A 21,928-nucleotide genomic window follows, 5' to 3' on the forward strand; every position below is an offset into this window, starting at 1 on the left:
TAAAGATGTAATGATTTCAATAAATCCTGGGAGGGTACTCATGCATAGAATGGGTCTGGTCAAAGCAATTGTGGTCGTCCTGCTATTTGTGACAGGAATTACGATAATGCCTGAAGTCAATTTGGCCAAGTCCAAAATGGCAATCGAGCAGAAGAATGGAATTGTAAAAGCTACAAATGGGCAATACACGCTCACCTATGACTTGTCGACTGGCCTTGGGAATGTGGCTTGGGGAGACAGGACAGTCATACGGGATTTCAACTCCAATTATCAGCTCATAGGCAAAGAGACCAGAATCCGCTCCAGCGATCCGGGCAAACGCACAGCCGAGTGGGGGAAGATCCCAAGCGACGGCTACGGCCGAAATGGCATGCAATTAACGCTCCGCAACGCGCTGGATTCCGGTTCTACAATCGCGCTGACGGTTTATCTCTATCCGGATAGCTCCTATTTTCTGACCGATATGAATGTAACTGGTCCGGCTGCCCAGAGCATTGATATTCTAGAGCCTGTGTCTTCCTCCTACCTGGATATTGGAGCAGGGATGGATAAGCGCATATTTACCACTCCATATACGAATAACTTTGATTTTGGAGTAGCGCCGGTTAATGACTTTGGCGGCAGCCAGAACGGCGCAGACCGCTTCGAGGGTGAGCAGCTGAAGTGGGAACCCTTCAACGGGGTCAGCCACTGGGTATCCGCCGTTTTCGACAATAATGCCAAACAGGGATTTATCGGTGGCGCAGCGACCGTCAAGAATTGGAAAAGCAGTCAGCGCCTCGGGCAGGCAGCGGCAGCAAACGGACCGCTCACCTCTTACAGCCTCTATAATTGGGGCGGCTCTCAAAGCGGAGAAATTGTTTCCTCGGACCGATTCTTTCTGGGCTTTTACGGTGATTATCAAGCCGGCTTGGAAGAATACGGAACCGTATACGATATCGGAGAGCCTCGCATGAAATGGAACGGCGATGTGCCGATGGGATATAACACCTATTATTCCCACTATAATTATGCGTCTGCGGAAGCATTGGAAGGTATGGTGGATTATATGGCGGAGCATCTGAAGCCGCTCGGTTATGAATATTTTAATTTGGACGGGGGGTTCCAGCCTTCCTCCGAGGTTCCTTTCGATGAAGGGATGCAGCAGTTTGCCGATTATGTACACAGCAAGGGGCTCAAGGTAGGCGGCTATCAGACGCCGTTCACCATTTATGACGCCTGGCTGGATTTGCCCGTTGAAGGGACCTCGTATACTCACCGGGATATTTGCCTCAGGGATGAGAACGGGCAGTTGATCAGAACCTATCTGGGCACATATGCGATGGATGTTTCGCATCCTGCCGCTCAAACGGCAATACGTAATGCCATTCAGAAATATATCGACTGGGGCTTCGACTACCTCAAGTTGGATTTTATCGATATGGGTATGTATGAAGGTAAACATTATGACGAAACGGTAAATGGCGTTCAGGCTTACCGGATCGGTATGGGGATAATCCGTGATACCGTCCTCGCGGCCAAACGGCCCATTTACATCAATGAGTCCATTGCTCCACTGCTTCCTGCGGCGTTCGCACATGGAAGAAGATCTGCTTGCGATACGACGATCGGCGTCGATGGTTATTCGGGAATTGAACGCCAGGCGTTCAACACGGCCGCTTCCTGGTGGACCAACGGAACGCTTTATGAGTATAACGATCCCGATATGATCATTCCGGAGAACTTTGCCCAAGGCTTCTGGAATAAGTATGGCCAGAATGACGGGAAGCTGCTGGCGACGACTGTTGCGCTTGGCGGTGGGCATTGGCTGATTGGCGATAATATTCCTTTTCTGTCGGAAGAGAGATTGGGTATTCTGGAAAATAAGGAGCTTTTGAGGATTGTGGGCAAAGGTCAAGCGGCCAAACCGGTTAAGATGACCAATGTGTATCATAAAGGAGAGCATTCCCCATCGGCTGTTTATGTGAAGGATGACCGGGGTGGCATCCTTGTCGGTCTATCCAATTGGAACAGTAAGGAAGAGGCGCAAATCCAGGTTGATTTTGCCGATCTGGGCCTGCGAGGGAATGAGAAATACACGTTAAACGAGGTCTATTCCGGAAGAACGCTGGGCAAGGCGTCCGGGAAGCTCTCTTACACGCTTCCGCCTGGCGGTACGGCGATTATTAGAATAGAGAAAGGCGGATCCGGCAGGGACGAAGATGATGCGCCTGTGAATCTTGCTTTGGGCAAACAGGTCAACGTGTCCTCTACCTGGAGTGATGCGGGATATGAAGCGGCTAATATGACCGACGGACAAGTGTCGACGAGATGGAGCGCCGCCGACGGGCATAAGAACGATGAATGGTCAGAGATCGATTTTGGCAGGGCAACTTCCGTGAACCAGGTTGTGATCAAGGAATACCGGGATACCAATTTTCAGATTGCTAATTACGCATTGCAGTACTGGGACGGCGAGAAGTACGTTGATCTGACGAAAGGCTATACGGTCGGTGATAATAAGGTGATTACTTTCAAGACCGTATCCACAAGCAAACTTAGATTGTACATAACGACCAGTTACATTATCCCGTCGATTAATGAAATTGAAGCCTATTACATCAAAGGAGGCAGCGGCTCTGTCATTGATCAGGACAACAGCAATGCGGGATATGAAAGTTATTCGGACGTCCGTGCCGGTGTTCAGCGGATGCAGGTGTTCGAGCTGAATAAGAGCGATCTGCCGAAGCTCGATGTATACATTTATGAGAGCTACGTGAATGCCGTTCCGGCGGATGCGTATTACTTCGATATTGTCACCCTGGATGAGAACGATAACCCGGAGAAGACCCTGTTCTCCGCTTCGCTTCCGGCGTATAACATCCCTGGGAGCGTAAGTCCGTATTCGATCTATCCCAAGCTGGATAATTTGGATACCACAAGGAAATACGGGCTTATCTTGAAATCGCCAAAATCCGTGAACACACCATCCACGGACAACAACTACGGCTTTGCGTACACCGACGATGATACGTATCCGGATGGATATGAGAAGCTCTCACTGGATGGCGGCCTTACCTGGGCAGCCGAAAATGACGGGAAGCGGGATTTGATCTTTACGCTCTACTCGAACGGTAAAGGCAATTAAGCAGCGTGCTTAAACGTTGTGCAGATTTATAAGACAAAAGACAGGCGGCGGATGTTGGACATCGGCCGCCTGTCTTTGTTAACTTTTCTTTGACCGGGCAAGCCTCATAAAGAATAGACTTCATTCAACCGCACGCAGAGTTTAAAGTTAATGAAAAGAATTTTGAGGTGCTTCCAGGCCAGGTTCAGAAGAAGTTGTTATTGTGCATATTATTATGTGAGGCAGGTTCAGCTCGCAATAGAGGAATTGGCAGAACCGTTAGAGAATAAGAAATCTGGTCCGCATTGGCGACACCCGGTTAATGGCTCTGCACGAGGTTCGTCCCCTGGGACAACATTGGACGATGCTTGAGTTAAATCATAAATTAGAATACGGGGGAAGGTGAACAAGAAGATGATTCCGTCAAGGCGCATGCTGCATATTGTGAACGGAGATGCCACAGCGGATAAGCTGAAACAGGGTGTCGTGCAGGGAGATATCCTCGTATGGCGGGAGTTGTATACGTTCGGACCCGTGTTCCGCGATATGAGCGAACGGGGGAACCGGGCGGAACGTGCCGGATATTTGGAACGGACGCTGGGAATCCCTCGGGAGGAATATATCCGGAGCAGCGAGGAGCAGGAGGCGGCTTTGCAGGAATTCCACAGATACGACGAGGTGATCCTGTGGTTCGAGCACGATCTGTTCGACCAGACGATGCTTGGCTGCTTGCTGCATTGGTTCGCCCGGCAGGCACAGGCAGCAACGAAAATCAGTTTGCTGTGCGTAGGCTCATTTCCGGGTATTGAGGTGTTCCGGGGACTCGGGCAGCTGTCGCCTTCCCAATTAGCAGCCTTATCGGGCACATGGCAGCCGGTCGGACCAAGGGAGCTGGAGCTGGGCAGCCGGTTATGGGAAGCCTACGCTTCGCCGGAGCTTACGGAACATACCCGGTTTCTGGAGGAGGATACGTCTGCACTGCCTTTCTCCCGGGCGGCGTTCGAGGCACATTTGTCCAGGCTGCCATCTGCCGGCAACGGGCTTGGAATTGTGGAGCAAACCACGCTGGAATATATTGAAAAGGGGATCCATTCCCCATACGAGCTGTTTCGTGAGGTCGGCGATAGGTTGAATTTTCTCGGGATGGGCGATCTGGAATACTGGCATCGCCTTGCGGTTATGGCGGAGGAGCCTGGTCCCCTGCTGCATATTGAGGGGAAGGCGGTATTTCCAAAATACCGGCAGGAGAATCCGGATTTCGGTGAATGTATGCTGCTGCTGACGGAACGGGGACGGCGTGTACGGGCTGGTGAACAGCATTGGTCTTCGCCGGGAGACGAGTGGTATGGCGGTCTGCATCTGCAGAGGAATTCACTCTTGTGACTGCGGGATATTAGAGAAGCAGAACCGGATTCAAATAAACAAGCAGCCGGAACCTCAGGAAACAGGTTCCGGCTGCTTATCGTTCACCTTTATACGAGATCGTAACCCGTGATGGATTTGGGCTCCAGGCACTCTTCCAGTCCGTACACGCCATATTCCCTGCCGATCCCGGATTGCTTGGAGCCGCCGAACGGAGCCTTCATCTCGGGGCCGGCTCCATTGATCATGACGATGCCTGATGAAATCCGGGAAGCGATTTGATTGGCTTTATCCAGGCTGGAGGAGCTGATATAAGCCGCCAGTCCATAGCTGGTATCATTGGCCATTTCTATCGCTTCTTCTTCTGTTGTATACGTTAAAATAGAAAGCACCGGTCCGAATATTTCCTCTCTGGCAATGGTCATGTCCATGGTGACATTAGCAAAAACGGTCGGTTTTACAAAGTAACCCTGCTCAAGCCCCTCCGGATGCCCTTCGCCGCCGATAACAAGTTCCGCTCCTTCTTCCATGCCAAGCTTGATATACCGCTGCACATTGTTGTACTGCTTCCCGGTTACCATGGGGCCGATTACCGTATCCTTCTCCCGGGGGTCGCCTACCTTGATCGCTTCAACAGCCGCCTTGGCGAGCCTCTTCACTTCTTCAAGGCGGTGCCGGGGAACAATCAGCCGGGAGCCGGCAATACAGGATTGTCCGCTGTTGCCGTAAGCGATCTTGACGGCAAGCGGAACGGCTTTGTTGAAATCAGCGTCATCCAGGATGATATTCGGCGATTTGCCGCCCAGCTCCAGCGTCAATCTTTTCATCGTATCGATGACGCCATGCCGAATGATTTTCCCGACATGGGTGGACCCTGTGAAAGAGATCATTGCAATATCCGGATGGCGGGTTAGTTCTGCCCCCACCACATCGCCTGTTCCGTTAATGATATTAATGACACCGGCCGGAATATCCGCTTGGTCCAAAGATTCCATTAACAGCTGTGTCTGAATCGCGCTAAGCTCGCTCGGCTTGATGACCACCGTACAGCCGGCAGCGATGGCGGAGGCCAGCTTGGCGGCAATCTGGGAGTAGCTCGCATTCCATGGCGTAATGATGCCGATGACGCCCACCGGCTCAAGAACGACCTTCGCCTTGCCCATATATTGAACGAATTCAAACTCCTCCAGCGCCTCCTTCGTACGAAGAAAATCCGCCGCGGCGAGATTGACGCGTCCGATGGCCGCATTCAGCGGGGCGCCGTATTCTTCGATATTGCCTTGAATCAGTGCCTCCGAATTGGCCATTACCGCATCATGCAATCTTTGCAGCATCTGACTGCGTTCTTCCACGCTTGTTCTTGAAAAGCTCTTAAAGGCCTGCTTCGCAGCTGCAATCGCGTCCTGTGTATCCTTCACATTGCCCAAGGTTACGCGGCCGATCATTTCTTTGGTTGAGGGATTGATGAGGTCCAGTACATCCGTGCCCTGAGGGCTCACGAATTGTCCATTTATATAGAATTGATTGAGTGTTTTCATTTGATCATGCTCCCTTATGCTTGATTCTTATTGTTTGGTGGAGTGCCTGCCGTATCCATAATAATTAATTTTCTAATGAAGCAGCCGGCTGCTGGTCCCGTCTTGCTCTTACGAACAGCAGGGAAATGATCATGGATACGCCCATTGCGGCTGCCAATAGCATGAACGTTCCTCTGGTCGAAGAAAGATGGAACAGCGATTGAACGCCCTTCATGAACAGCGGACACATAAACTGGAGAAAATAATTGCAGGCCAGCAGTATGGAAAAAGCGCTCGTCATCCGCTCTTTGGGCACTATCTCGGCTGTCTTGTTGAACATCATCGGGAAGAACAATCCTTCCGCAAAGCCGATCAATAATACCGCAATCGCGGCCGTCAACACGGAATGCGCCAGGCTTTCCACCAGGAAGCCAAGCCCAAATACGACAAAAGCGAACGGAACAAGGACTCTGCCTAACAGCTGGGTCAGCGAAGTAATGGCAAGTCCGGCACCAAAGGTTCCGATTAGGGAAAGCGCGGATAAATATCCGACCGTCGATGCGGTTCCGATCCCATTCTCAGCCAGGTACAGCGACAAGCTCGTCGGAATGGTGAAGTACAGCATAATGTGAAGTCCGCTGCCCAGCGCAATGGCGTAGAACAGACGCGGAAGCTTCACCGCAGGCCGGCCGCTGCCCTGTGCGGGCCTCTGAACCGGAGGGAATTTGGGAATGAACAGCAGCACCAGAATAAGGAGCAGAACGGCATAGGAATAGCTGAAAAATACGCTTCTCCATCCATACGCTGCGATGAAGCCGCCGATCGTAAGGAAGATCGCGCCGCCGATTCCGTTCACCGCCGTAACCAATCCGTTCATTCTGGAACGTTCCTTGCCCTGAAAATTCTCGGCAATCAGGGCATTGAACGTCGGAGAGATCAATCCGATGCTCAGACCGAGAAGCGCCCGGAAGACCAGAATGCCGGTAATTGAATTCAGGAAGGCCGGTCCCACACCGCCAATGAGATACAGGACCAGGCCGAATATAAGAATGTTTTTCCTGGAAAACCTTCTGGATAAATAACCGGCCATGAATAAGGTCGGCAAGATAAATAAGGAAGACAACGTGACGACCCATTGAATGAGCAGCGCGCTGGTATCCGGAAAATCAACCTTGAGCAGTTTGATCGCCGGTGCCGCGAGCATGGGGGCGAACGCTGCCGTTATGGACAAGCTGAGCAAAGCCATTCGGGTGCTTGGTTTCACTTTTATCCTTCTTTCCATGATTTTGTTTTCTCATGATGCAGACATGAACCGGATTCCCTTCATCCCGCCATGAATATCACTCCTCAGCTTTGAACTTCGTAATGAGGATAACATTATTTTATTATAAAGTAAACAAAAAGAATCTAAATTGTCTATTATGTAATTGTTGTATATACTATAGCAGGGGATTGTGTATAATATAAGGATAGGAATCAGAGGAGGATAAACGAATATGGATGAAACGGAAAATCATCAAAGTAAAACGAGGACCAAAATGCTGAAGAAGCTGAATGCGGTCATTGTCAAAGAGGGCTTTCAACAACTAAAGATGGATGATATTGCGAAAAGCATGGACGTAAGCCGGGCTACCATGTACAAATATTTTTCTTCCAAAGAGGAAGTCATCGAGGGTGTCGTAGGCACTTATGAGGATTATATAAACAAACTGTTGATTCCGGCTTCCGAGGTTGCGGAGCCGTCGTTCGGCACCCGGTTTCAGCAGCAGTTCGAGCAATCCGTCATGCTGGCCGGTAACATTACGGATGTGTTTCTGAAGGAGCTGCAGGCCATCTACCCCGATCTGTACGATCGTCTTAAGGATGTCATGCATCAGCGCGAACAGAAGATTCTGGAGTTTTATGAGGATGGCATGACGCAGGGGATATTTAACCGGATGAATCCGAAATTTATTTTGCTTCAGGATAATGTTCTGCTTCGGGAAATAATCGATTTCAAATACCTGCTGATCAACCAGGTGTCGCTGCAGCAGGTTCTTCATGACTACTACATGTTCAAGAAAGTTCAATTATTTCAGGCGGACAAACTGTCCACGGTGGATGATTCACAGATCAGCCCGATTATTGATTATATCGTTCAGAAGTTCAACCGTGCTTTGTTCTGACGCTTTACCAGAAGGATGAGGGGGAAATCCAAAATAGACAACCGGATATCCCCATGATATAATCCCCCTTAACCCAAATGAAGGAGGTGAGCCTATGATCAGAAAAAGATTAATGCTGTTTATTTTACTTGCCGCCTTCATCGCTGCTGTCTTTCTAAGTCCGCCCCGGCATGAAGCAACCGCCCATCTGGACAATTCCCCTCAGTTCGAGTGGGCTATGGATACCTATTCCAACGGCGCCATTGAAGCGCCGGCAGTCAAGAATGTTCTCCCCCTGCTTCCGACCATCCCCTTCATGATCATGATGATGGTATTATTCGCTGTCTTTGCCCTCCGCATCGGTCTCAAATCCCACATACGTTCGGCAGTCCCCATTCTTCGGCTTCTCTACATCCTTAACCCCATTAAATTTAAATCCAACTATTTAGCATCCATCCCTGTTCTTCTATAACTATAGAATGAAAGGGAGTATTTGATTTGCGCAAAAATAGAAGATCGTTTGTACCGTTTGCCATGGCGGTATTGTTTTTGGTGACGTTTATGGGCTGGGCAGCCCCCAAGGCGGCGGGAAATATCAAGCTGGGTCTCGATCTGAAAGGCGGCTTCGAAATCCTGTATCAGGTCGAGCCTCTTGACGCCCATCAGAAGGTAACGAAGGAATTGCTGCTGGCAACCGAGCGCATGGTAGAGAAGCGGATCAATATAAGTAAGGTTGCCGAGCCGGAAATCACCATCGAAGGTACGGACCGCATCCGGGCCAGAATAGCCGGAGTCGCAGACCAAACGAAGCTGCGCGAGCTGATCGGCCAGCCGGCATATCTGACGTTCAAGGACGGCCAGGACCGGATCGTGCTGGATGGCGGCGACTTGGCCCCGAATGGCGCAAGCATCGGGCATGATCAGCTGAACCGTCCCGTGGTCAATGTGAAATTCAGCGACCCTGCCAAGCTGAGGACCGTAACGAAGGACAATCTGGGCAAGCCGCTGTCGATTCTATTGGATGACAAAGTCGTCTCCACGGCGGTTGTTCAAGCGGTAATCAGCGGCGGCAGCTCCTCGATTTCAAGTGAGGACCTGGATTCTGCGACAGAGCTGAAGGATCTGCTGAACGCTGGTTCCCTGCCGGCGAAGCTTATCGAGAAGCAGGTCAATTCCGTTTCGGCAAGTCTTGGGGAGGAAGCGCTGCACCGAACGTTAGTTGCGGGATATGCGGCTTCCGCGATCATCGTCATCTTCATGCTGATCGTATACCGTTTGGCCGGTATCATTGCCAATCTTACGCTGCTGCTGTTTGCCTTTATCTGCCTCGTGCTTCTTGATTGGATGAATGCGGCGATGACGCTGTCCGGTATCGCCGGGTTCATATTGGCCGTCGGCATGGCTGTCGATGCCAATATCATTACGTACGAGAGGATCAAGGAAGAGTTAAGAGAGGGCAAAAGTATCCGCTCGGCCAGCCGCAGCGGGGCGAAATCATCGTTCGCCACCATTCTGGATTCCCACGCCACCACCTTTATCGCCGCGTTGGTTCTGATGATGATCGGCACGAATGCGGTCAAAGGGTTTGCCATCGTTCTCATGATGACGATCCTGGTGAGTCTCGTTACGAATGTATTCGGTTCCCGTCTCCTGCTGTGGCTGCTCCTGAAGGACAATGCGATTAAGCGCACCGAGTGGTTTGGGGTCAGTCTGAAACGGGCGGCATACAAAGCGGTTAAGCCGCTGCCTGATCTCGTGAAGCGAAGAAACTGGTATCTGGGCTTCTCGACTGTGGTGCTTATTGTTGGCCTGATTGCCATAATGGGCAGAGGGCTTAATCCAGGAGTCGATTTTCAATCGGGGACAAGGCTGGATCTCTATATAGGCAGCCCCTTCCAGACAAGCGATATTGCAGCGGTTATTCACGAGGAAATCCCGTCCGCCACGATGAAGCCGGTCGTAAAATACGGAACGGACGGCCTTGCCGCAACAACCACCTTCAGCAAGCCGATTCCCGCCGGTCAGTTGAACGCGGTAGAGGACAAGCTGCAGGAAAGGTACGGCGCTCAAGTGAGCAAGCAGGAATCTACGGTCGATCCTGTCATTGCCGCCGAGATGGTGAAGAAGGCCTGCTACGCCATACTGATAGCCTCAGCGGGTATCGTATTGTACACGGGACTTCGCTTTCACTACTTATTCGGCATTGCGTGCATTATCGCGCTTGCCCATGATATTTTGATTCCGGTCGCGTTGTTTTCCGCCCTCCGGCTTGAGATCGATCTGACCTTCATAGCGGCGGTTCTGACGATTGTCGGCTATTCGCTCAACGATACGATCGTGATTTTCGACCGGATTCGAACGAATATGAAGCAGACGAAGCTCACATCGGCCCGCGAGCTGGAGGAGCTGGTGAACAGGAGCCTGTGGCAGACGATGAGGCGTTCCCTGTATACGGTCCTGACCGTGTTCATCGCCGCTGTCGGTTTGTTATGGCTCGGCGGGGAAAGCATTCACCTGTTCTCGCTTGCGCTTCTATTCGGATTGGTGAGCGGCGCTTACTCGTCCATTTTTATTGCCGCGCAGGTCTGGCTGATCTTGTATAAACGCAGATTTCTCCCAGCGGGTTAGCACCGATCCCCCGCGGCGCACCCCGCCGCGGGGGGCTTTTTGGAGTTTGGAATCAGGCGGCAATCAAAACCGAAGGGCTATTCTTTTATTGCTGCTGACTACTGTTTGACCCTTAGCAGCAAATTTTACATACCGCCTTGCAGATGACTTTTTCTTCATGCGGACTAAAAAAAAACCAGTATGGGAATGTTGATTACTAGGTGATATATATGATGCGAATCGTGTACGTTCTTGTGCTTTGGGTCGTGGCTTTTTACAAAAGCAATTGGAGGGATTGGAAAAAGTACCAACCCACCATTTTGTTCATGGTTGCATCAAGCTTCTTGGTTCATCTTTTAACCTATAGCTATCTGTTGTGGGACCTCAGCTCTGAATTGGGCAGCCATTTAATTAATGATTTGTTGTTGACCATTTTTGCATATCCGCCAATGGTGCTGATTTACCTGACCAACTTTCCATTCAACAAAAAAGTGATAACCAAAGGGATGTACGTTATTCTTTGGGTGTTTATATATACGGTAATGGAAGCCATACAATATGGGCTGGAGAATATCCGGTATCATCACGGATGGAACCTCTGGAAGTCCATATTGTTTGATTTCGTGTTATTTCCGATGCTGGTTATACATCATGTCAGGCCGCTGATAGCTTACGTTCTATTCCTTGTCGGAACGATCCTGTTTATATTGATTTATGGAATCCCCATTTCCTCGTTTAAATAAGGAAAGTAAGCTTGCTTCCCTGTCTGCAGTCTGTCGGAGCTATCCCTGACGGGTTTACCGAAAACAGAGAATTAATTAATCCCCCCAATTATTCATGCGTATAACAATGAATACTCTTAATCGTTAAAATGAAGCCTGTTCATGCTTCACCTCCCATTATGTTTTTCGCAGGCAGTCACAGTGAAGACAAATAAAACCGGTATCTGCGGGCGATAGCCGCGAATACCGGTCATTTTGGAGAATATGAAATACCCTGGGCAAAATGTTACGGCTTCACAATGTTTGATAACGTATTAAACTCTTCATCGCTCAGCGTGATAGCAGCGGCCGCAATGTTCTCCTCCACATGCGCGACTGTCGAAGTGCCTGGAATAGGCAGCATGACAGGCGAGCGCTTCAGCAGCCAGGCCAGAGCCAGCTGGGAAGGAAGGGCATTATGCTGCTTGGCGATAGCGTCGAGCGGTCCGCCTTCTCTGGCTAATGCGCCTGTTGCCAGCGGAAACCAAGGGATGAATGCAATGTTGTTTGCCTCTGCGTAGTCCAGTACAGCCTCGGAATCCCGTTTGGCCAGGTTGTACAGATTTTGCACGGAAGTGATTTTGGCGAACTCGCTGGCTGCCTTGATCTGCTCGACGCTCACTTCGCTCAGACCGATGTGGCGGATCTTGCCTTCCTGCTGCAGCAGGGCCAGCTCGCCGATTTGTTCAGCTAATGGAACCTTGGCGTCTATGCGGTGCAATTGAAACAGGTCGATCCGCTCAAGACCCAGATGGCGCAGACTCAGCTCAACCTGCTGCCGCAAATATTCGGGACGCCCTACCGGACGCCAATCGCCGGGGCCTGACCGCGTGAGGCCTGCCTTGGTAGCAATGATTACGCCGTCCGCATAAGGATGGAGGGCTTTCTTGATGAGCATTTCGGAAACGAAGGGACCGTAGGAGTCGGCTGTGTCAATGAAATTCACTCCGAGCTCCACAGCGCGCTGAAGAACGCGTACGGCTTCGGCCGGATCCTTCGGATCTCCCCATACTCCGGGGCCGGTTATCTGCATCGCTCCATACCCCAAACGGTTGACCGGCAGATCGCCTCCAATGGCATAGGCGCCGGACGCAGCAGCTGAAACATTCAGATCAGACATGAACCATCCTCCTCAAATTTAAAAATAATAGTACCTATACTTGGTATAGCTTATATAGTCATTTTTTGCAAATTTTTTTCGCGAAAAATCGGGGCAGAGACTCCTGATTTAAGCAAGATTTCTTGCCTGTTTATGTTACACTGTCTAGTAGAAGGGGGTTGAACAGCTGTGGTAAAAATTCGAATCACATCCAGAGGCATCAAAAAAACACTGCAAAAATTTGACTATTTACAAGCGATCGCGGAATATGTCTGGAACGGATTTGACGCGAGGGCGACGATTGTCGAAATTAAAGCTGTATGGAACGCTTTGGGCGGTATGGAGAGATTGATCATATCGGATAACGGAGAGGGCATCGACAGAACCGTTTTGGAACGGAAATTCACGCCTTTCTATGAATCCGAGAAGCAGATCGATCCGAACAACAGGGTGCGGATGAGCTCTGCGATGCATGGCAAGAATGGAATCGGCCGATTGACCTTCCACAGCTTCTGCTCCCAGGCGACATGGAATACGACTTATAAAGCAGGTCCAGTCAATCAGACCTACTCCATTCATATAGCATCTGAAAGTCTGGATTCCTATACGCTGACCGGCAATGCAGAGGGCAAGGCGAAAACAGGAACCTCGGTCACATTCGACCATATCCACAAGGAAATCGACTTGACGGAGTTGAAACAATTTCTGAGCAAGGAGTTCGGCTGGTTTCTTGAGCTTCATGCGGGCAAGAAGTTCGGTATCATCATGGAAACGGGCGAATACCTGGATTATTCCGGCATTATCGGCGCGAAGGAGAATATCGAGCTTGCGCATCCCGCGACCAAAACCAAATTCGCCGTCAAATATATCCGCTGGACAGAGAGAATCAACAACGAATATTCCAGACTCTATTTTCTGGACTCCAGGAAGAGGGAGAAGTACAAGCAGCCCACCAGCTTCAACAATAAAGGGGACTCCTTCTATCACAGCGTCTACATCCAAAGCAAGCTGTTTGACGACTTCGACTTTATGAGCGAAGAACAATACGGGCAGCAGGAAATGGCATTTGGTTTAAGCCGGAAAAGCGAGGCCTTCCAATATCTGCTGGAGGAAATCAACCATTTGATCAGCGGAAAGCGCAAGCCGTTCCTCAAAAGCCATTCCGATCTGATCATTTCCGAACTGATCGCGTCGGACGCATTTCCCGCCTTCAAGGATACGCCGGAGGACAGCGCGCGCCAAGAAGAGCTGAAGCATGTCATTCAAGAGCTTTACCGGGTAGAACCCCGAATCTTCGCCCGCTTGAATCCGGAGCAAAAAAAGGTGATCGTCCATATGTTGAATTTGATTATGGAGACCGCAGACCGCGAACGGTTCTATCATGTTCTGAATGACATTATTAAATTGGAAGGCCCGGAGCGGCAGGAACTGGCCGAGCTGTTGAAGTCCAATATCGGTTAATGCTGCAGGAGTCCAACAAGCAGAACCGTCCCAGGCAGATCCCGGGCGGCTCTGCTTTTATTTATACCGGGACCTCAGCCGAGAATAATCCATCCTGAACCGAACATTGTGAATTGCCCCGGAGGCCGCTCTATTCTATGGTGTACTTGTGGGACAATGTCAGCAAGCCAAACGACAAATCTATGTCTATCATAATCCAAAATTGAGGTGAAAGCGTTGCCGATATCCGTTCATGAAGGTTTATTTGAAATTCAAACCCGGCAGACCTCCTATGTATTCGGGGTCAACGAGCAGGGAATCCTCCAGCATTTGTATTGGGGAAAGACGATTGCAGCGCAGGAATGCGCTTACCGTCTCCGTTCCAGATCGCACAGCTCGTTTGACGCTCAGGTGGAACGGGAGTACGAGGAATACAGCTTCTGGGGCGGCGTCGGTTATGTCGAGCCGACGCTGAAGGTACGTTTCTCCGATCACGTCAGAGATTTGAAAATGGTATACGAGGGCTATCGCATTGTAACCGATAATGGGGTCGAGGAGCTGATCCTGACCCTGAAAGACGCTCATTACGATCTGCTGGTCCATCTCCATTACAAGGTAATAGCGGAATGGGATATGATCGAACGCTATGCGGAAGCGGTTAATGCCGGCAAAACGGCGATTGTCATCGAAAATATGCAATCGGCCGCGTGGGCTGTGCCTTATTTGCCGCAATACCGGATGACCCATGTTACCGGAAGATGGTCGGGCGAGTATCAGCTCAGAGACACCGTTCTCTCCGAAGGCAAGAAAACGATTGAATCCAGAAGGGGCTTCACGGGCCCGCATGCCAATCCATGGTTTGCTATCGACGACGGCACCGCCACAGAGACGGCAGGCAATGTCTGGTTCGGCGCGCTCGGCTGGAGCGGCAACTGGAAAATAGTCGCGGAGAAGAGCAGCTTCAATCATGTAAGGGTGACGGGCGGCATTAATGATTTTGACAGTGAATGGCTGCTCCAGCCTGGAGAGACGTTCACGGCGCCGGTGTTCGTTGGCGGGTATACGCCATCGGGCTTCGGGGAGATGAGCCGCAGCTTTCACCGGTATCAGCGGGAATATGTCCTGCCTGGAGCCGCGACACGCAAGGTGCTGTACAACTCATGGGAAGCGACGACCTTCGATGTGAATGTGAAGGAGCAAATTGAGCTTGCGCAAAAAGCGGCGAAGATGGGCGTCGAGCGCTTTGTCGTCGATGACGGCTGGTTCGGCAAGCGCGACAGCGACCGGGCGGGTCTGGGCGACTGGTATGTTAATCCGCAGAAGTTTCCTGAAGGATTGGGCGCCTTGATTGAGAAGGTCAAGGAATTGGGAATGGATTTCGGTATCTGGGTGGAGCCCGAGTCCGTCAATCCGGACAGCGAGCTGTACCGGCAGCATCCGGAGTGGGTATACCATTTTCCGACACGGACCGGCTCGCAGCTTCGCAACCAGCTGCTTCTGAATATAGCCAAGCCCGAGGTAAAGCAGTTCATTATCGGTTTCATGACGGAGCTGCTCAGCTCTCATCCGATCTCCTTCATCAAATGGGATATGAACCGGACCATTACGGAGCCGGGACTTCACGGCTTCCCGGCCGGGCAGCAGAAGGAAATCTGGATCAGACATGTGCAAAGCCTGTATGAGATCTGGGCGGAGCTGCGGGAGAAATTCCCTCACGTCGAATTTGAGACCTGCGCCGGAGGCGGGGCCCGGATTGATTTTGGCATGCTGCGATTTGCCGATCAGGCATGGCCGAGCGATAACACCGATGCGTTCGACAGGCTGAGCATTCAGGAGGGTTTCTCCTACGTCTACAGCCCTCAGGTCATGATGTGCTGGGTAACGGATTCGCCCAATGGCATGAACGGCCGCAAGCTTCCGCTCTCATTCCGGTTCCACAGCGCCATGACAGGCTCGCTTGGCATCGGCGGCAATCTGAAGGAATGGTCGGAGGAGGAAATTGAGGAGGCCGGCGGTCATATCCAGCGGTACAAGGAGATCAGGCATCTCGTTCAAAAAGGCAGGCAGTACCGTCTGGCTTCATTACGCAAGTCCCCGCAAGCGGCTGTACAGTACGTGAGCGACGACCGGACGGAAAGCATTGTTTTTGCATTTCTGCATGCTCAGAATTTCGGCGGACGGCTTCCGGATCTGAAGCTGGATGGCCTTGCGGAGCATAAAATCTACGACATCGAGGGTATCGGCGATGAAGTCCTGCAATTGCACGGGAGCACCTTGATGAATGCGGGCCTTCCGCTTCCCCTGCGCGGCGATTTCGACAGTGTGCTGATCTCGCTGAAAGCGCGGGAGTAAGCTTGCAGGAGCCGGCGTGTAGTCGACGGATCGCCGTCATGCAAACGAAACGCGGCGCACTGGGAGCTGCGTGCAGCCCGGCGGTAATGGCTGCTGCATTCGGCACTTTCGCAAAGAGCCACACACTGCGTGCTTCGCGTATTGCATGACAAGCCGACCAGACCATATGGATTGACGTTTAGGGCCGGAAATGGCGCTGCCGCTTTTATCAGTCTCCCCTGGCGTGAGCTGAGGGACTACCCAGGTTTAGAGGCAGACAATTGTATACTGGAAGAAGGTTATTCCGTGCTGGAGCGCATAAACGGTGGATACCGGCCGCTGCAGCACGGTTTTTCCTTGTTATAGAGGAAATGGAGAGCTGGCGGGGGATGGAAGTTATCTGGAGGAAGGTTATTCCGTGCTGGAGCGCATAAACGGTGGGTACTGGCCGCTGCAGTACGGTTTTTCCCTGTTATAGAGGAAATGGGCCGCTCCCGCGCCGATCTCAGAAGAACGCCGGACTGCGGAAGGTTTTCTGCGCCGGAACAGCGAAATGTTAGAGAAGCGTATGCATATGGAACGGACATCTGGAAAACACGCGGCGCATGCAGCGGCACTTATATGATTGCAGCAGCTATATCTGCAGAGAGGCGGTTCATTCCATGATTATTGTGATGGAAAGGGAAAGCATGGGTTTTCTTTCAATCTCCATTCAAACGGAACATTATGATTTGGCGATCGTACCCGGCATCGGCGGGCGTATCATGGAATTTGGCTCGGATGGCGTCAATCTGCTCTATCAGAACGGGAGTCTGGCGGGTTACCGCCCCCGCTATGAAGCTGAGAATGCGGAAGAAATGCATGAACTGCGCGAGAGGAGCCCGCAGCTGCTTTATGGCGGAGAGAAAACATGGCTTGCTCCCCAAAGCGACTGGGTTGGCGTCCCGTATGCGGATTTGGATCACGGCGAGTACAGCTGGGAAGTGCAGCGGAATGAACAGGCTGTCCGGATCGTTCTGACGAGCCCCATATGCCGTGAGACGCAGCTGCAAATTATCCGCACTGTCACATGCGTGAACGGCATGCCGTCGATCGGCATCGAGCAGAAGCTGATCAACCATGGAACGGTTCCGGTAACCAAAGGCTTGTGGCAGGTGACCATGCTGAATCGCAGCGGAATTGTGGATATCCCGGACGGGCCACTGCTCGGTTCGAGGCAGCCGCTGCCCTTGTTGGACGAACACAATGCGGCAGCCGTTCATGGCACGGATGGCTGGAGGATGGTCATGGACAATGACCGGCTGTATAAGCTCGGCTTTATGACGGATGGGGGGCGGGCAGCCGCACGGCATCAGGCCGCGAACGGCAAAACATATACTTTGACCAAAACCTATGCGGTTGAGCCGGAGCAAGTTTACCCCCATCATACGGTCGTCGAAGTGTATAATGCCAGCGACTATCCATATTATGAGCTCGAGATTCACAGCCCGGCGTACACCCTCCAGCCAGGGGAGAGCGAATCATTCACGATAAACTGGGAGCTTGCCGTCGATACCCTGCACTGAACGCTTAGCCTTTTAGCTTGTTCCGATATTCCGTTGGCGACAAGCCGATCATTTTTTTGAACAGACGGGAGAAGTAGTAGGGGTCCTGGAAGCCAAGCGACAGGCCTATATCCTTTATGCTTCTGTCCGTCAGGTCGAGCAGCTGTCCGGCACGCTGAATCTTCATCCGCAAATAATAGTCGATCGGCGCAAAGCCGGTCGATTGTTTGAATAAATGGTTCAAATGCTGCTTGGAAATCCGGGTATGGGCAACCAATTCTTCGAGCGACAAATTGGATTCCAGCTGCTCCTTCATATATTGAATGGCCTGCTCGATATACCGCTCCGATTTCTCCTCGCCTGCCCCTGCCTTCATTAATCCGACAAAGCTGAGATAATATCTGACCGTTTGCGAAACATGGACCTGATGGTCCATGGAATACGGCTTGGATGACAGGATATCGTAGCATTGCCCGAATAAATCCAGCAGCTTGACGGAATGGCTTAGCCCAAGCCGCAGCGGCCCTGCTTCCATACTGAAGTTGGAGAAGAAGGCCCCGGCATCCTCCCCCATCAGATGAAACCAGTAAATGCTCCATGGATTGTTTTCATCTGCCCCATAGGAATGAGGCGTATCGGCAGGGATGACGGTGAGCGTCTGCTCGGTGACCCGCATCGCCTTGTGTGATCCGCTTTGGATCCATCCTTCGCCGCCCGCGCAGTAGATCAGAATATGCATGCTGCAGCCGGAGGGCCTGTCCCGGTAATGGTGGCGCGCCCGCGGGAAGTAGCCGATATCCGTTATATACAGCTGCCTGATCAAGGGATGAGCCACCATCTCTTTCAGGATATAAGGGGGCAGGACAATGATTTTCTCCGCTTCAAATCCATCCGCCTTCCTCAGCATCTTAGCAGAAAGCCTCCCTTCGATACATAAGCTTTGTTTGAATTTTACCGAATATAATCCATCATGTACAGGGGCCTGCCATTCGGCAGGCTGTTTCTTTAATCTTTAGAGAGGTTAACATTTGGTTTCACCTTTACTGATATTCCGAAGTGAAGAACCTAGCGGCAGGATTAACAAAAATCATGCGGAATATAGATCTTTAACAGCATGAGATATTGACACAGCTAATGGTTGAACAGGGGAAGGGGAGAGCTTGGAAGATGGCCATTCAATTGGAAATTTCGGGACCGAATGCGCACCGGGTATACCAGCGTGACGATCAGGACCAGGCGGATATTGCTTTCTCGGTCAAGGTGCCGCAGGGAGTGGAGGGGCTTGTGGAAGGCCGGATATCTGCCGGTCCATGGAGGAGTCTGGGGTCGGCCAGCCAGCCGGAATTCTCAGCTGCTCTGGAACGGGTGCCGGCAGGCGAGCATGAGATCTATGTTCGTATCGTATCTCCCGAGACAGGAGAACTGCTCGTAGAAGGAGATATTGGTCCGGTCTATGTAGGTGATCTGTGGGTATTGGCGGGGCAATCGAATATGGAAGGCTGCGGAAGATTGATACATGTAGAGGAGCCTCAGCCGGGCGTCAGCTGTTTCTATATGGGAGACCGCTGGGATCTGGCTGTGGAGCCGCTTTGCTGGCTGCTGGAATCGCCCGACCCTGTACATTGGACGCCATTGCCTGAGGGAATGGGTGTTTCCGAAGAGAAGCGCAAAGAATATATCAGGATGGCCCGCAGAGACAGAGTGCATGGAAGCGGACTTGGACTGCCGTTCGGCAAAATGATGCTGCGTCACACCGGCGTTCCCGTTGGGCTGCTCATGGTAGCGCATGGCGGAACCTCAATGAGCCAATGGGATGCCGCGCTCGCAGGCGAAGGCGGCCGTTCCTTATATGGCGCCATGCTGCGGGTCATTCGCGAGGCCGGAGGCAAGGTGCGGGGATGCCTGTGGTATCAGGGAGAGAGCGACGCTACTGAAGCGGATTCAGAGCTTTACTACGACCGGATGACGGAATGGGTGGCCAGCCTTAGACGCGATCTGGGAGATCCGGAGCTGCCGTTCATCTACGCACAGATATCTGTTGTGACCAATTGGTCCTTCGAGCAGGGATGGAACCGGGTACAGGACGATCAGGTCCGTCTTGAATCTGTGCTGGGCCGCGCAGCGGTTGTTCCGACCATCGACGCTTCGCTGGCTGACTTTATTCATCCGGATGCCGCCTCCCTGCGGGATATTGGGCACCGTATGGCGTGGGCGGCTCTCCGGCTCGTTGATGGCCGGAGCCCGGCCGAACCGGGTCCACGGTTTGCGTGGGCGGATTGGAATGAGCAGCGCACGGAGCTGACGATTACGTTCAGCGGAGTCAATGGAAGGCTGCAGAAGGTTGAACGCGTTTTTTCCTTCCAGCTGACAAACGGTGAAGAGCGGCTGCCGCTGGAGGGGCATCTGGATGAAGCTGCAGAGCGGGTCATCCTCACGCTGGAGCGGCCTGCACCGGATTCCTGCCAATTATGGCATGGCCGCGGCACCAACCCTGCGGTTAATGTGCGGGATGAAAAGGGAATACCGCTGCTTGTTTTTGGGCCGCTGCCTGTCTAGATTTACGACTGTCAAGTCTACAGCGCTTCTATCTATCCCGGCAGCCGCAGCGCAGAGCGCAGACTGCTGCCGGGAGATGCATGTGTGCAATGCGGCCGTTTGTCCACATGTTTCCACGCCGCTCCAAGCTTCAGCATGAGCATTTAAGATGACATGACGGGAGTTGTTCCGCAAGCAGTCGAACCCCGATATACAGCATTATCAAGACGGCGAAGGAAAACGGACTGCATCCGTTCCGGTACCTCAAGTATCTGTTCGGGCAATTTCCGAGAGCTTCCGGATTCCCGGGCTCCGAGCGCACTGGTACCCTATATGCCCTGCTCCTCAATTTTCTTTAATCCATATGCATCATTCACTGGCTTCCATTTGACTACGGATGGGGCTTATTTGACGCTTACCTGCTTAATCTTCTTGATTTAATAACGGTCATGTGGAATTCATTCCCATGGGAAAACGTTTTATTATTAAAACTTGAATATGATTCCTAGTCGGAGAACAAGATCTTCTATCTTTTGCTGTAATAAAATCCTACTCCTTTCGCAGCCGCTTAATATCGCTGATCGGGGGGAGGCCGAACAGGCGGGCATACTCGCGGCTGAATTGGGAGGGGCTTTCGTAGCCGACTTGAAAGGCGACGTCCGCGGCGTCCGCAGATTCGGACAATAAAAGGCGGCGTGCTTCCTGCAGCTGCAATTGCTTCTGATATTGCAGCGGGCTCATGGCGGTGACCTCTTTGAAATGCCGATGCAGAGAGGAAGGCGCCATGTTGGCGATTGAGGCGAGCTCTTCGATACGCAAAGGAGCGGTGTAATTCTGCTTAATCCGCTGCACGACGCTTGCAATCCGGTTTGAGCTGCTGCCGCTCATGGCGATCTGTTTCAGCGCATTTCCCTGCCCTCCGCTTAAGACCCGATATAAAATTTCTCGTATAATAAGCGGCGAGAGTACCGGTACATCCTCCGGATTGTCTAACAGACGGACAAGCCGGATAGCGGCATCCAAGAGGGAAGCGCTCATTTTGTCTACAAACAAAGCTCGCTGTGAATCTCCCTTGGCAGGAACCTGCTGATCCGAATCGTTCATCAAGTCAAGGACATCTTTCGGGTCAAATTTGAGCTGGACGCATAAATAGGGAGCTTCCGGCGTTGCCTGAATGACTTGTGCGGAAACAGGTAAAACCAAGGATACAACCAAATAGCTGGAGGGACCATACGTATAGCTCTCTCCCCCCAGTATGACAACTTTGGTGCCTTGGGCGACGAAGCAGATGGTCGGCTCATGGACGGAGAACGAAGGGAATGTCGTAACCGAGTTGCGTATCACGGAAAGCGAAGGAATGACTGTCGGGTGAACCCCGTCCCTACCTGTATTATTTTCGATAAGCTGGGCCAACTCTGTCTGATATGGAACCAGGGGATCTTGGTGAGCAGATGGACTCGGCATGACTTTCCCTCCTTATTT

Annotated in this window: 16 protein-coding genes; 11 read left to right on the forward strand and 5 right to left on the reverse strand. The window is 51.8% G+C overall.

What is annotated here, in order from left to right:
* Positions 1–40 precede the first annotated feature (40 nt).
* Both ACFOLF_RS21095 and ACFOLF_RS21100 read left to right on the forward strand, forming a co-directional pair.
* Positions 41–3,127, forward strand: coding sequence for a discoidin domain-containing protein (locus ACFOLF_RS21095; protein WP_210046755.1), 3,087 nt, complete (start codon positions 41–43; stop codon positions 3,125–3,127).
* Positions 3,128–3,520: 393 nt separating this feature from the next.
* The gene (locus ACFOLF_RS21100; protein ID WP_379114383.1) at positions 3,521–4,489 is read left to right on the forward strand and encodes a DUF1835 domain-containing protein; all 969 of its coding nucleotides are present in this window, start codon (positions 3,521–3,523) and stop codon (positions 4,487–4,489) included.
* A gap of 89 nt (positions 4,490–4,578) precedes the next feature.
* Here the strand turns inward: ACFOLF_RS21100 and ACFOLF_RS21105 are convergent, their stop codons facing one another.
* The gene (locus tag ACFOLF_RS21105) at positions 4,579–6,006 is read right to left on the reverse strand and encodes an aldehyde dehydrogenase family protein (protein ID WP_210046754.1); all 1,428 of its coding nucleotides are present in this window, start codon (positions 6,004–6,006) and stop codon (positions 4,579–4,581) included.
* A 64-nt stretch (positions 6,007–6,070) separates the two neighbouring features.
* Entirely contained in the window at positions 6,071–7,249 is a 1,179-nt protein-coding gene (locus ACFOLF_RS21110; RefSeq protein WP_210046753.1) for an MFS transporter, read from the reverse strand.
* Positions 7,250–7,481: 232 nt separating this feature from the next.
* Here ACFOLF_RS21110 and ACFOLF_RS21115 point away from each other — a divergent pair, with 232 nt between their 5' ends.
* The 4 genes from ACFOLF_RS21115 to ACFOLF_RS21130 all read left to right on the forward strand — a co-directional run bounded on the left by ACFOLF_RS21115 (position 7,482) and on the right by ACFOLF_RS21130 (position 11,479).
* Positions 7,482–8,150 carry a TetR/AcrR family transcriptional regulator gene (locus ACFOLF_RS21115; protein ID WP_210046752.1) on the forward strand — a complete coding sequence of 223 codons (669 nt, stop codon included), beginning with the start codon at positions 7,482–7,484 and terminating at the stop codon, positions 8,148–8,150.
* A gap of 94 nt (positions 8,151–8,244) precedes the next feature.
* Complete coding sequence (locus tag ACFOLF_RS21120; RefSeq protein ID WP_210046751.1) at positions 8,245–8,601, forward strand: hypothetical protein; 357 nt, start codon at positions 8,245–8,247, stop codon at positions 8,599–8,601.
* A gap of 26 nt (positions 8,602–8,627) precedes the next feature.
* On the forward strand, positions 8,628–10,757 hold the full coding sequence (gene secD / locus ACFOLF_RS21125; RefSeq protein WP_210046750.1) for a protein translocase subunit SecD: 2,130 nt from the start codon (positions 8,628–8,630) through the stop codon (positions 10,755–10,757).
* Positions 10,758–10,966: 209 nt separating this feature from the next.
* Complete coding sequence (locus tag ACFOLF_RS21130) at positions 10,967–11,479, forward strand: CBO0543 family protein (protein ID WP_210046749.1); 513 nt, start codon at positions 10,967–10,969, stop codon at positions 11,477–11,479.
* A 265-nt stretch (positions 11,480–11,744) separates the two neighbouring features.
* Here ACFOLF_RS21130 and ACFOLF_RS21135 read toward each other — a convergent pair whose 3' ends face one another.
* A complete protein-coding gene (locus ACFOLF_RS21135) occupies positions 11,745–12,617 on the reverse strand; it encodes an aldo/keto reductase (protein ID WP_210046748.1) in 873 nt (290 codons plus the stop codon).
* 168 nt (positions 12,618–12,785) lie between these two features.
* On the opposite strand from ACFOLF_RS21135, the gene ACFOLF_RS21140 reads away from it, so the two are divergent.
* The 3 genes from ACFOLF_RS21140 to ACFOLF_RS21150 all read left to right on the forward strand — a co-directional run bounded on the left by ACFOLF_RS21140 (position 12,786) and on the right by ACFOLF_RS21150 (position 17,932).
* A complete protein-coding gene (locus tag ACFOLF_RS21140) occupies positions 12,786–14,057 on the forward strand; it encodes an ATP-binding protein (protein ID WP_210046747.1) in 1,272 nt (423 codons plus the stop codon).
* 216 nt (positions 14,058–14,273) lie between these two features.
* The gene (locus ACFOLF_RS21145) at positions 14,274–16,388 is read left to right on the forward strand and encodes an alpha-galactosidase (protein WP_210046746.1); all 2,115 of its coding nucleotides are present in this window, start codon (positions 14,274–14,276) and stop codon (positions 16,386–16,388) included.
* Between the two features lie 641 nt (positions 16,389–17,029).
* Positions 17,030–17,932 (forward strand): DUF4380 domain-containing protein, encoded by a 903-nt coding sequence (locus tag ACFOLF_RS21150; protein WP_210046745.1) that lies wholly within the window; start codon positions 17,030–17,032, stop codon positions 17,930–17,932.
* Positions 17,933–17,936: 4 nt separating this feature from the next.
* Here the strand turns inward: ACFOLF_RS21150 and ACFOLF_RS21155 are convergent, their stop codons facing one another.
* Positions 17,937–18,818 (reverse strand): helix-turn-helix domain-containing protein, encoded by an 882-nt coding sequence (locus ACFOLF_RS21155; protein WP_210046744.1) that lies wholly within the window; start codon positions 18,816–18,818, stop codon positions 17,937–17,939.
* Between the two features lie 260 nt (positions 18,819–19,078).
* Between ACFOLF_RS21155 and ACFOLF_RS21160 the strand changes: the two genes are divergently transcribed.
* Both ACFOLF_RS21160 and ACFOLF_RS21165 read left to right on the forward strand, forming a co-directional pair.
* Positions 19,079–20,467, forward strand: a complete 1,389-nt coding sequence (locus tag ACFOLF_RS21160) for a sialate O-acetylesterase (protein ID WP_210046743.1) — start codon at positions 19,079–19,081, stop codon at positions 20,465–20,467.
* Positions 20,468–20,667: 200 nt separating this feature from the next.
* The gene (locus tag ACFOLF_RS21165) at positions 20,668–20,805 is read left to right on the forward strand and encodes a transposase domain-containing protein (protein WP_379219629.1); all 138 of its coding nucleotides are present in this window, start codon (positions 20,668–20,670) and stop codon (positions 20,803–20,805) included.
* Between the two features lie 190 nt (positions 20,806–20,995).
* On the opposite strand, the gene ACFOLF_RS21170 is transcribed toward ACFOLF_RS21165, so the two are convergent.
* On the reverse strand, positions 20,996–21,910 hold the full coding sequence (locus ACFOLF_RS21170; protein ID WP_210046742.1) for an AraC family transcriptional regulator: 915 nt from the start codon (positions 21,908–21,910) through the stop codon (positions 20,996–20,998).
* Positions 21,911–21,928: the final 18 nt, after the last annotated feature.

Source organism: Paenibacillus sepulcri (assembly GCF_042647105.1).
Taxonomy (GTDB): Bacteria; Bacillota; Bacilli; order Paenibacillales; family Paenibacillaceae; genus Paenibacillus_Z; species Paenibacillus_Z sepulcri.